Source organism: Aestuariibacter sp. GS-14 (assembly GCF_006494365.1).
In the GTDB taxonomy this organism is placed as follows: domain Bacteria; phylum Pseudomonadota; class Gammaproteobacteria; order Enterobacterales; family Alteromonadaceae; genus Alteromonas; species Alteromonas mangrovi.
Genome location: NZ_VHIP01000007.1, coordinates 145,227 through 157,605 on the forward strand (window position 1 = coordinate 145,227; position 12,379 = coordinate 157,605).

The 12,379-nt window shown below is 47.4% G+C and carries 10 protein-coding genes; 3 read left to right on the plus strand and 7 right to left on the minus strand.

What is annotated here, in order from left to right; genetic code table 11:
* Positions 1-14 precede the first annotated feature (14 nt).
* Positions 15-560: a ribosome biogenesis factor YjgA gene (gene yjgA, locus FJ444_RS13105; RefSeq protein WP_140958797.1), complete on the minus strand. Its 546-nt coding sequence runs from the start codon at positions 558-560 to the stop codon at positions 15-17.
* Between the two features lie 72 nt (positions 561-632).
* Between yjgA and pmbA the strand changes: the two genes are divergently transcribed.
* From pmbA to FJ444_RS13120, 3 genes are all read left to right on the plus strand, one after another.
* The gene (gene pmbA / locus FJ444_RS13110; protein ID WP_140958799.1) at positions 633-1,964 is read left to right on the plus strand and encodes a metalloprotease PmbA; all 1,332 of its coding nucleotides are present in this window, start codon (positions 633-635) and stop codon (positions 1,962-1,964) included.
* Between the two features lie 144 nt (positions 1,965-2,108).
* Complete coding sequence (locus tag FJ444_RS13115) at positions 2,109-3,038, plus strand: choice-of-anchor A family protein (protein WP_140958801.1); 930 nt, start codon at positions 2,109-2,111, stop codon at positions 3,036-3,038.
* An 81-nt stretch (positions 3,039-3,119) separates the two neighbouring features.
* Positions 3,120-5,990, plus strand: a complete 2,871-nt coding sequence (locus FJ444_RS13120) for a tetratricopeptide repeat protein (RefSeq protein ID WP_181405159.1) — start codon at positions 3,120-3,122, stop codon at positions 5,988-5,990.
* Between the two features lie 65 nt (positions 5,991-6,055).
* On the opposite strand, the gene arcA is transcribed toward FJ444_RS13120, so the two are convergent.
* The 6 genes from arcA to trmB form a co-directional block, all read right to left on the minus strand.
* The gene (gene arcA, locus FJ444_RS13125) at positions 6,056-6,763 is read right to left on the minus strand and encodes a two-component system response regulator ArcA (RefSeq protein WP_140958805.1); all 708 of its coding nucleotides are present in this window, start codon (positions 6,761-6,763) and stop codon (positions 6,056-6,058) included.
* A gap of 152 nt (positions 6,764-6,915) precedes the next feature.
* Positions 6,916-8,571, minus strand: coding sequence for a sensor histidine kinase (locus FJ444_RS13130; protein ID WP_140958807.1), 1,656 nt, complete (start codon positions 8,569-8,571; stop codon positions 6,916-6,918).
* 122 nt (positions 8,572-8,693) lie between these two features.
* Complete coding sequence (locus tag FJ444_RS13135) at positions 8,694-9,032, minus strand: hypothetical protein (RefSeq protein WP_140958809.1); 339 nt, start codon at positions 9,030-9,032, stop codon at positions 8,694-8,696.
* The gene (glgA, locus tag FJ444_RS13140) at positions 9,029-10,456 is read right to left on the minus strand and encodes a glycogen synthase GlgA (protein ID WP_140958811.1); all 1,428 of its coding nucleotides are present in this window, start codon (positions 10,454-10,456) and stop codon (positions 9,029-9,031) included. Before glgA ends, FJ444_RS13135 begins: the two co-directional genes overlap by 4 nt.
* A gap of 61 nt (positions 10,457-10,517) precedes the next feature.
* Positions 10,518-11,603, minus strand: a complete 1,086-nt coding sequence (locus FJ444_RS13145) for a methyltransferase (protein ID WP_140958813.1) — start codon at positions 11,601-11,603, stop codon at positions 10,518-10,520.
* Positions 11,600-12,319: a tRNA (guanosine(46)-N7)-methyltransferase TrmB gene (gene trmB, locus FJ444_RS13150; RefSeq protein WP_140958816.1), complete on the minus strand. Its 720-nt coding sequence runs from the start codon at positions 12,317-12,319 to the stop codon at positions 11,600-11,602. Before trmB ends, FJ444_RS13145 begins: the two co-directional genes overlap by 4 nt.
* Positions 12,320-12,379 lie beyond the last annotated feature (60 nt).

The following is a 12,379-nucleotide window of genomic DNA, read 5'->3' on the forward strand; positions in this document are numbered from 1 at the left end:
GCCTGGTAACAGGCTTAGTCAACAATAAGGCCTTTCAGGTACTGGAATAACTCACGGTACGCTTTGGGCGGCTTATTGTTACTGCGCTCTTTAACGATAGCCCGATGGAAATGACGCAGTTGCTGACGCTCAAGCTGCGGAAATTCGGTCAGTAACGGTTCAATGGCATCGTCGCCCTGACTGGCAATAGCATCGCGTGCTTTTTCCAGTTTATGAAGCAGCGCATTGTGCTCATTGTGCTGGTGTTGAAGTTTAGCCAGTGCTATTTCAATCGGCTCCAGATCGCGGCTGCGCATTAGCTTTCCAATAAACTGCAACTGACGGCGATAACCGTCTTTTTTGCGGTTTATCCGGCGGGCCAGAGCGACGGCATCACCCAGCTCGTCATCGAGCGGGATGGTTTTTAAATGTGCGTCAGACAAATTAACCAGCTGTTCACCAACTCGTTGTTGTTGGGCAGACTGACGTTTGAGTTCGGATTTACTGACGGGCTCATCAAAACCGGGATAGTCATCGTTACTAACCTGGTTTTCGTCATCGTATTGACTCGGGTCGGTCATGGGACTCTCGTGTTAAACTGAATAATAGTAAATTGTAGCCCATGAACAATGGACATTTATAGCGAAACTTCTATGCAAATCGAACAACAACTCGCAGAAATTCAATCTAAAGTTGCCGATGTACTGAGTCTGGCACTGAAAAAAGGGGCAACGCAGGCTGAAGCCAGTATGTCGAAAGTGGAAGGGATCTCCGTATCTTCCCGTATGCGTGAAGTTGAAAATATTGAATTTACCAATGATGGCGGACTGGGCATCAGCGTGTATGTGGGCAAGCATAAAGGCAGTGCGTCTACAGCCGATCTCAGTATGTCAGCATTGACACTGGCCGTTGAAAAGGCTGTGGATATCGCCCGCTACACCAGTGAAGACCCTTGTACCGGCCTTGCCGACGCAGAGTTGATGGCTACTGAGTTTCCGGATTTAGAATTATATCATCCGATTCCGCTGGACCCCGAAAAGGCCATTCAAACCGCCATTGCTGCGGAAAGCGCTGCGCTGGATTACGATGAGCGGATAACCAATACCGATGGTGCCAGTTACAACGCCAACATTGGACTACGGGTGTATGGCAACACGCATGGGATCAATGCGGGATACACCAGCAGTCGCTATAGCCTTAGCTGTATGGTAATTGGCAGTCAGGGCGAAGATATGCAGCGCGACTACGCCTATACCGTTAATCGCAATGCCAGCTTACTGGACAGCCCTCAACAGGTAGGCAAGGAAGCGGCAAAAGCAACGGTAGATCGCTTAGGTGCACGAAAAATCAAAACCGCAACGGTGCCAGTACTGATCGATAAGCAAATTGCGGCGGGACTATTTGGGCATTACATTGGCGCCATCAGCGGTGGGTCACTTTATCGTCGCTCGTCGTTCCTGTTGGACAAGCTGGGCACTCAGGTTTTTCCATCCTGGCTAAATATCATTGAGCGACCACATTTGAAAGGCGCGCTGGCAAGCAGCAACTTCGACAGTGAAGGTGTGGCAACCCGCGACATGACGATTGTTGAGGACGGCTTGCTCTCAACCTATCTTTACACCAGTTATTCGGCCAGAAAGCTCAATACAGTCACTAACGGGCACGCGGGCGGTATTCACAACCTGATTGTGAACCATACGGGGCAAAGCGATGCCGAACTGCTCAAAACCATGGGTACAGGTTTATGGGTTACTGAACTTATGGGGCAGGGTGTGAATATCGTTACCGGCGATTATTCGCGTGGTGCCGCTGGGTTTTGGGTAGAAAACGGTATTGTTCAGTATCCGGTTCACGAAATAACCATTGCAGGCACGTTGCAGGACATGTTTGCCAACATCGTTGCAATTGGTGCACAGCAGGACGCTCGTGGCAGCGTAAGCACGGGATCTGTGTTACTGGATAAAATGACCATAGCGGGCGCTTAAAAATAAGTGGTACGATCTGTCAGGATTTTTATCACTTTTTAAGAAGTTGGTTTTTTTTAAATAATTTAATCATAAAATTCATATGGTTATTTTTTGGATCGATATTTGCTTAATAGCGGCAGGGAAGAAATAAGGTACAGATCTTTGAAAACACTTAATCAATTATTAGCGTCGTTAGCCGTTGTCGTGTCGATGAGCACAGTAGCGTCCGTTGAAAATGTAGGTACCTATAACCTGATTTTGAAAAACGATCTGAACACCAGCAGTGATATCGAAGGCCGCATTATGATTGGTGGCAACATCGATATGGCTGGCAAGTCGCTGGATGTTGCAAGCCGTATAGCGGCAGACCCCGTGGTTGACGCTGTAACCGTTGTTGGCAACATCACTGCAAACGATGTAAAAACCCAAAACGGTAATATTGTTTACGGCGGTTCGGCTGGCAGTACAAACCTGATTTTAAACGGCAGTGGTGCTGTCGTTCAGCAAAGTCAGAGTGTGCTTCAAAATCAGTTTGATGCGATTTATCAAAGCGTGATTGACGACAGTAATTATTACAAGTCACTTACTGCTAACGGTACGTTTAACACCTCAGATATGAATAACCTGAAGTTTGAATCGACCAGTAGCGATGATCTGCTGGTATTTAATATCAACGGTTCTGATTTGTTAAACGGTAGCTTTAGTTTTGGTTTTACGCCCACAGTGCCAATTATTATTAACGTGGCAGGTACCGGTGCGTTGAGTATTAACGCTAAGGCTTTTGGTAACTTTACAAAACAGGTTGCCTCTCTGGTATTGTGGAACTTCTACGATTACACCTCAATTGGTTTTAATGGCGACGGCTGGAACGGTTCGGTGTTAGCTCCCAATGCAGACATCACCAGTGGTACCGGTAGTCTCGATGGCGGTTTTGCAGCGCTGTCTTATACAGGTACGGTTGAACTGCACAATCAATTGTTCACGTATGTGCCGCCAGGTAACACTTCTGGTGAAGAAGTACCCGCACCACCCGTATTCTTTTTGTTGTTTGGTGGTCTGATCGCCACCCTTGCACTGAAACGTCGTAAGTAGCGCAAAAATACACATGGTTAAGAAAAGGCTGGGATCCCAGCCTTTTTGCTTTTTAAAATTCGTAATATTATGGCAATCACTATGCCCCGGTTACAGGATATAAAGTTACCTTTGTACTCAATTATTTTTGGTAAGCAAATGGCATACGCCGCCGTTACAAGACTCACGAAAGTAGTAGTATTACTCCTTGTTATTGGGGGGGTAAATGCTGAGTCACAATCTGATACGGCGTCAATCGAGTGTGAAAAAGCCGAATTCAGTTACGAACAAGGCGATGCGGATACCGCGCTGATTCACCTTAAGCGTTGTCAGCAAGCAATGCCCGAATATTTGCCTGCACTGGCTTTGCTTGGCAAGATCCAGAGCCGGCAAAAGGCCTATCCTCAAGCAGTTATTACGTTCAACGACGCAATAAAGCGTGGTGCAGATGAATCCCTGTTCGCCCGAGAGTGGGCGGATGCGCTGTTAGCTGTACGTGAGTATGAAGTAATAAAGGATTTTGCGGGTTATGTAGCGTTCCCGGACAGCCAAAAAGCATACTGGCTACTGGCCCGGGCCGAATCCTGTATGGCGCTGCAGGAAGAAACCTGCGCGAGGGAAAGCTATAACCTGCGTGGCGAGATAGCTGATGACATCGAGCAACCCCTTGGGCTTGCCGGTATCGCTATAAAAACGCGAAACTGGAAAGCTGCTAATCGTCATTTACAACAAGCGCGTAAATTCAACGATACTGATATTCGAGTTTGGCTTGCCATGGCACAGGTGAGTCAGGGACAGGGAAAGATTGAGCAGGCATTGGATTATGCCGCACTGGCTTTTCAGATAAACCCTGAGCATCCCCTGGTGCTGAGAATTATGGCCGATTTGTATCTGGCCGCCAACGACGACGCTCAGGCGCTAAGCACGGTTGATGCGATATTGAAGCAGTCGCCGCAGGACCCTTACGCGCTGCTGGTAAGTAATAGCCTGACAAGCAACACCGAACGGGCGTTGCAACTTCAGGCTGTAAAAAATCAAATTGAAAAACTGAGGGCTTCGCTGACCGAGCCTTCAGATGAATTAATGTATTTACAGGGGTTGATTGCCTACCAGGAAGGTGCGCTTGAAACCGCCATTACTCAGTTTGAACACCTTTACAAGGAAAAGGCCTATTTTCCGCAGACTATCGTTCTGCTGGCTAAAACTCAGGTGCAACTCGGGCAGCGGGCAGAGGCGATAAAGGTTCTGGAAGCAAACCAGGATCTATTACTAACGGAAGCACCAACTGCATACGCGTTGTTGATTGAGTTATTCATAGAGCAAGGTACCGTATTTAAAGCACTGGGTAGTTGGCAAACCTTCATCAGTACTTACCCTAAGCGAATTGACGCGCAGTTGCTGGAAGTTAAAATTTTACTCGCCCGTGGCTTACTGGACCGCGGAGCTGAAAAACTTACCGTATTGCAACAGCGTTATCCGGACTCAACCGAAATTCAAACCGTATATGCCGTGGTGATGGCCAGAGCCAATCAACCTGAGCGCGCATTAATGGCCGTAAAGCAATTGTTGGGAGCAGAGCCACAAAGTGCTTATCTGCTTAACTTTAAAGGTGCTCTGCATCTGATGCTTCATCAGTACGTTGATGCAGCAACGGCATTGGATGAGGCGCTCAGACTATCGCCTGATTTAACACCCGCAAAAATCAATCGCATTTGGCTGACTTACCAGCAAGGTGAAACCGAGCGGGCTGTAAATGAGGCGAGAGAGCTTTCCAGCAGGCTGCCAAGAGATTTAGCGGTTGGTCAGTTGTATGCAGGGTTGTTATTGTCGTCAGGGCAGTCTGGTCAGGCAATGAACCAGTATCTGCGTTTAATGCAACTTGATGATACGCAGCAAAGCGTAATAGAAGCGCTGGTAACACTGCGCTTACAAAACAATAATCTGGCTGCCGCGATTCAGGGGCTGTCCCGCCTGATCGAGTTGGAATACAACACCGTGCAAAATTTGTTGCGTCGGGCGCAGCTAAGCATTGCGTTGGGTGAAGTGAAGAAGGCCGAAATCGACATTAAAAAGGCGGCATTACTTGCCAATAACGATCCACTTCTGTTGGTGGCTGCTGCAAATGCTGCTCTACAAGCAGGTAATTCCCGGCTTGCTATTCAAAGTTTACACCGGGCGCGGGAGCTCATGCCTGACGATCTGTTAGCGGGCCTAAAACTAGCGGAAATATTCCTGAACGAAAACCAGAGTAGCGAAGCAGAAGTGGTCCTGAAACAATTAGTGAAGGCCCATGCTAATCAGGTTGATGTGTGGTTGTTAAAGGGCCGTCTGGCAGAGCAACAGGGTGATTTGAATAACGCTAAAAGGCATTACTATAAGGCATTGTCGCTGAATGGCGACTACGACCTGATTTACGCAAAACTCTACACATTAACCCAATACGGCGTGGGCAGCGATGAGTTCGAAAAAATACTGATTGCTAAAGTGTCCAAGCAGCCCAATGTGATATTCACGCGCAACTTACTGGCTCAGTTGTATTACTATCAGTTGCGGTTCGAGTCAGCAGCAAAACACTATACATATTTGTACGAAAATCTGCTGCCTGAAGACAAAAAGCCTGCTTTTGCCCGTCGTCTTGCGCAAACTTACTTTCATTTCAATACTGCAAAAGGGATCGAGTATACCAAAATCGCGCTTCAGAGCGCACCTGATGACCCGTACGTGAAATCATTGGCTGGCTGGTCACTAACACTACAAAACAGGCCCGCAGAGGCGGTGAAGCTGTTACGTGAGGCTTATACTCTGGATGGTAATAATCCCGACACGGCATACTTTCTTGCTTATACACTGGCGCAATTAGAGCTTAACAGCGAGGCACAACAGGTCGTGTCGCAATTAATAAATAAGCAGCGCGGCTTTGCATATGAGAAAGAAGCGCAAGCACTTGTTGCCAGGCTCAAAAACGCATCCTGACAGAAACAAAAAACGCCTGGCAATGCGAACCATTGCCAGGCGTTAAATACATGCTTCGCCTGATTTTAGTTATCTACGGAACCGCAGAAACGGTAACCTTCACCGTGGATAGTTACGATCAACTCTTCTTCACTTGGCTGCGATTCAAAGTGTTTGCGAATGCGACGAATTGTTACGTCAACAGTACGGTCATTCGGGCGTAATTCACGACCCGTCATTTCCATAATCAACTGTTCACGCGTCAGGATTTTACCTGGGTTGCTCAAGAACAGATGTAATGCTCTGAACTCACTGCGCGGTAAACGGAATTCGTGACCACTCGGGGATATTAATGAACGGCTGTCGCCATCCAGCGTCCAGCCGTTAAAGCTTACACGGCTTGGTAAATCATCGTCTTCAGCGCTGCTGTTAGTGCGGTTCAACAGGTTTCTGGCGCGAATAGTGAGTTCGCGTGGATTAAACGGCTTGGTGAGGTAATCGTCAGCACCAATCTCTAATCCTAAAATTCGGTCAACGTCGTTATCACGACCTGTCAGGAAAATCAGACCAACATTTTTGCGGTCACGCACTTCCCGAGCCAGAATCAAACCATTTTTACCAGGCAGATTAATATCCATAATTACCAGGTTAATGGTGTGATTTTCAAAAAAATCATGCATCTGTTCGCCGTTTTCTGCCTCGAAAACGTTATACCCTTCGGCTTCAAACAAACTCTTTAACGTGGTGCGGGTGACCACTTCATCTTCTACTATCAATATATTGGGCGTCTGCATGTTCACACTCTATTTACTATTGTTGTGTTTCTGTTCAAAGTTTAACAGATTTATATCGCTATTGGCGTATTTTGTCTTGCAATTTAGTTGCCACTTTAGGCTAAATTACTAGCTTAACCCAGCATTGTTCAAGAAAAATATCTACTCTGCGCTCATTTAACTTGTTTTTTTACAGTTACCGGAAAGGACAGAACAAATTCTACGCCCTTACCTGGCTCACTCTCCAGCTTTATGCTGCCATCGAGTGCCTGGGTGACCAGGTTAAATACCAGATGCATACCCAAACCTGACCCCCCCTGACCCCGTTTGGTTGTAACAAAAGGATCAAAAATACGTTTTTTTATGGTTGGTGGTATGCCACTTCCGTTATCTCTGTAAATTATTTTCAGTTTTTTGTCATCCGTCAATGCTGCAATGATGTCAATTTGCCCATTTTCAACCCCTTCGAAGGCATGAATGAGCGAATTCATGATTAAATTTATCAGAATTTGATTAATTGGGCCTGCTTTTGACACCACATTCAGTGATTCGTTGCATTCCACGTGAATGTTATGTGTAACTTTTTTCAGACGTGGACGCAATGACATGAGTGTTTCTTCTATCAGTTGCTTAACGTTAATGTCGCGAGCCTCTTCACTAGACTGATCAACCGCTACCTGTTTAAAGCTGGAGATTAAGTCAGCTGCCCGGTTAAGGTTGCGATAAATAATGTTGAGGTTTTCTTTACCTTCTTCAATAAACCGCTTCATGCTGCTGGCTTTTAGGGTTTTATCGGCAAACTGCTGATCGAGCACTGCAAGTCTGTCAAGCATCATGGTAGAGGCAGTAATACCCAGGCCTATCGGCGTATTTACTTCATGAGCCACCCCGGCCACCATATCACCCAATGAGGCCATTTTCTCATTCTCTACAATCTGGCGTTGGAATTGATGAAGTTTTTCCAGGGTTTGGATGAGTTCAGTGTTGGCTTCCTTTAATGCAACAGTGCGCTGATTAACTTCTTCTTCCAGCCGGCTGTTTAACTGTTGATGTTGCTGCTCGGATTGTTGTTGCTTGAGTACGTACTCCTGCATGCGGGTAAGCAACACATTTATGGTATCAATAAGTGCATTGTATTCCCTGATGTTGCAATGTTTGGCCTGGTTTGAGTAGTCGCGGCTGCGCGCGACACTTTGTAGCACCAATACTAAATCCTGCACCGGGCTACTGAGGGTATGACCAAATCGGTAGGCAACCAGAAACGCAACAATGATAATCAGTAGCAGGGTGGCAATTTGCACTGTAATGGAATTACTCACAAACGCGTTGTAAGCCTCGGCTGAAATACGGATATACACATATCCGTAGGTTTGGTTTTTGGCGTTGATCGGGCGGATAATTTCAAACACATCGCCGTCAAATCTGGCTGTGTAATACCGGGCCATGTTACCGATGCGACTCTCTACAGCGGTGTTGCTGGATTTGGTGTATAGCGCCACCATCTCTGGGGTGGGGCTTTCGTTAATACTGTATATGTGGGCGTTTAATACATCGTCGTAGTGTTTAAGACTGTTGAGCAGCAGATTAAGGGCGTCGGTTTGCGCCGCCTTTTGTTCGAAATCCAGTGGGATCACCGATAAAACCGGCAGTGATGCTGCTGCAATCATATCGGCAACTGCGCGCGTTTCATTTTCCAGTTGCGTTTTCATTCTGGAATGCTGGGTATAGTTAGATATCACCGATGAAATCAGCAGCGCTCCACCGGAGATTGACAGCACCAGCCAAAGTAAAATGTTGCGAATGGATAGCCGTGACGGCGTCTGCAGCATGGTTTAATGAAGGTGTATTTGATAATAACTTAATATTGGCGCATAAATGTTAAAAAAGAAAGAAATCAGCAGGATATTCTCAGATATTGTTTCCGGTGAGCGGCTTTTTAAAAGGGAGGATGTTACTTCTTTGCCCAATCCGGAACAGGGACTTCCAATAGCATAAACACATCAGCCACTGGCATCTGCAGATGGCTGGCGATGGATTTGAATGTATCAGGCTGCTGAGGAAGCGGTAAATCAGTTAGATCAGATAAGCACAGACACACCATGCCGCCTTGGGGAATATCGAGAGCAGGAATCGGGGCTTTGGCGATACGGTACAGTGTATGTGGGCAAAGGCTTGTGCGTTCAGGTGCCTGCACGCATTGTTCAGGCACCTGGGCAATCGCTGCCGGACATAACATCACTGCAATCAGTAACAGATGTTTACCTGTGATGTTGCATCCGGTTATTTTCATGCCAGCATACTCTCGTACAGCGCAATATAAGATTCAGCCGCCGCTTTCCAGGTAAAGCGGGTACGCATGCCTCTTTGCTGCATAATTCTGAACGTATCGGTACACTCGTAATAAGCCAACATGGCACGACGGATACAATTTAATAAGGCGTCGGGCGTTGGGTCGAAAAACACGAAGCCGGTTGCGTTCTGTGGGTCTTGTTCAGGGTCGATAACGGTATCTTTTAAACCGCCCACTCCCCGAACGATAGGCACGGTGCCGTAGGCCAGACTGTACATTTGATTTAGGCCACAAGGTTCAAATTGTGATGGCATCAGGAAGAAATCAGCCCCCGCCTCGATGAGATGTGCATGTTCAGTACTAAAGCCGTTAATGAATGCAAATTTACCCGGATGCTGCTCGGCAAATTCACCTAAATCCTGGCATACACTCGGATCGCCAGTTCCAATAATAACCATTTGTAGTTTATGCTGCATCAGGCGGTCCAGGATGGGAACCAGATAGCCAAACCCTTTTTGTTCAGTTAAGCGGCATACCATGCCAAACACTGGCGTGCGAGGCTCTACAGACAGGTTTGAACGCTTTTGCAGATTAGCTTTACATTCTGCCTTGCCGGTTAAATCATCAGCATTGAAGTGCGCAGGAATATAGCCGTCTGTCATTGGATTCCATTGGCTGTAGTCACATCCGTTTAAAATACCTGACAGGTCGCTGGCGCGCTGCACTAAGCGGTCGTGAAGCCCATGGCTGCCCAGATTGGTTAACAACTCGGTAGCGTAGTTTGGACTTACTGTGGTCACTTTGTTGGCGCATTCAATGGCGGATTGCAGGTAATTGATGTAACCGCCATGTACCTGGTCCAGAATGCGAGGATGATGACGTAAAAAAGGAATGTCTTCGAGCCGGTGCACGCCCTGAAAGGCGGCATTGTGTATGGTAAACACCGAGCGGGTGCGGGCAAAAAAGCCTGAAGGGTCCTGCTTCATTAAGAAGGGCAGCATAGCGCTGTGCCAGTCGTGGCAGTGAATAATATCGGGCTGTTCGTTCAGGCTTTGCAAAGCATGCAGCACGGCACCACTGAAAAACGCAAAGCGCTCGCCGTTGTCGCCATATGCCTCATAGGCGCTGTTGTATAATCCATCCCGGTCGAAATATTCCGGGTAGTCAACAAAATACACATTGATACCGCGCCACGCTAAATGACGAAGGGTAAAGTGATACACCTTACTTTCGGTAAACAGTGTCTGCGCCGGACAAACCTCTGGTAAATTGAGTTGTTTGGCGATGGTTTTGTAATAAGGCAGATAGATACTGACATCGTGGCCTGCGGCTTTCAGTGCCAATGGCAATGCCTTGCCGACATCTGCCAGCCCACCGGTTTTTACTAAATCTTCAACTTCCGAGATAGCAAAGACAATCTTCAACCTGTTTCTCCTGCGCTTACCGTGATTCTTATGTTGGAATCACAAATTACCACAGAAAAAATTAATTTTGTGCAAAATAAACAGAGAATCTGGTGTTTTGCGCCAGCGTTGCGGGTTGCTTAAATTGTTCGGTAAGTAATTCGGCATAAGGCAAAAAGCGATTTGCCACCAGATACAGTTTGCCGTTGCTGGTTAAACGCTGCTTTACACCGGCAATAAAGTCGCGCGAAATGCGGTAGTCGATTTTTACTCCAGTGTGAAAAGGAGGGTTGGTTACAATGGTTTGAAACCGGTGATTCACGCCCTGTAGGGTATCCGCCGCAATGATTGTTGCCTGACTATTATTCAGCGACAGCGTATGCGCACTGCTCCATAAAGCCAGTGCACTTACATCAAGTAATTCAGTTTGAATGCGTGCACCAACACTCAGCAGGTAGCTTGCAATCACGCCAGAACCGCACGCAAAATCCAACAAGGTGCCCGACAGCGTAGCTGGCAATTTAGTTAGCAACAGTGCAGTGCCTTCATCGAGCTCCCGGTGACTAAATACTCCCGGCAATGAACACACTTGCCACTCGTGCTCTTTGAGTGAATAGGTATCAACGGCTGTCCAGTCGTGTAATGAAAATTGACCTGGTGCGTTTTCGATATCACAGGTCATCCAACTGCAGTGACGGGCGGAGTCGAGCTTGTGTACCGCACCAAACTGCTGCATGGCTTTGCCTGCGCTTTTGATGCCACCCTTGTTTTCGCCAATCACGTGAACCCGCCCGGTATTGCCTACCAGATGCGCGGCCATAGCCATCAGCATGTTCAAATGCGCTTTGGCTTTTGGCATGAAAATGAGCACATCGGTTGCGCTGGCTTGCGTCACGGCAGGCGCAAATATGTGCTTATGATTACCTTGTTCAGCAACCATATTAATTGCCTGGGGTTTATCGCATATGTCCCGGCTATCGAACTGCGCTGCTCCGCTGTGCCCGGACGCCTGGCAAAATACATCGTAATACTGATGTAATGCCGTGAGGCTGAATGCCTGCAGCGCAGGAAACAATCCTGCATCGTCAGCATTAATCACTAACCAGTCGCCTTGCTCCAACTGGTCGATATTGCGGATAACAAGTTGAGATGCCGGTGATAAACTCATTCAGTGCGCTCGTATATTAAATCCCATACGCCATGGCCCAGTTTTTGGCCACGTACTTCAAATTTGGTAATAGGGCGGTAGGCCGGACGTTCAACGTAATCGCCTTCCTGCGCCGTATTGGTATAACCCGGTGCAGCATTCATTACTTCTGCCATGTACTGGGCATAAGGTTCCCAATCGGTAGCCATATGGAACGTACCACCAGGGGCTAATTTGGTTCTCACTAATTCGGCAAATTCAGCCTGAACAATACGACGTTTATGATGGCGTTTTTTATGCCAGGGATCGGGAAAGAACAGTTGTAAACGATGCAGGCTGCCGTCTGGGATCATGTTCTTCAAAACTTCAACAGCATCGTGTTCCATGACTCGCAGATTTTCAACGCCGAGTTCACCTGCGTCAGCTAAGCATGCGCCAACACCCGGGCGGTGTACTTCAATGCCCAGGAAGTTAAGTTCTGGTGCGGCATGGGCCATGGCAACCAGTGACTTACCCATGCCAAAGCCAATTTCAACCACAACCGGGGCATCTTTGCCAAAGGTGCCGGCCAGGTCCAGCGGCTGAGCTTGATATTCAATACCTTTCGTTGGCCAGTAAGTTTCCAGCGCGCGCGCCTGTCCATTGGTTAAGCGGCCTTCGCGCTTAACATAGCTCTTAACTTTGCTGATATAAATGCCTGCGGCTTCGGCTTCTGCCTGCGTTTTAAATTGACCCATACTGTTCACTACCTCTGTTTCGCAGCGGCATTATCCACTTAGTGCTCGTAAATGCAACGA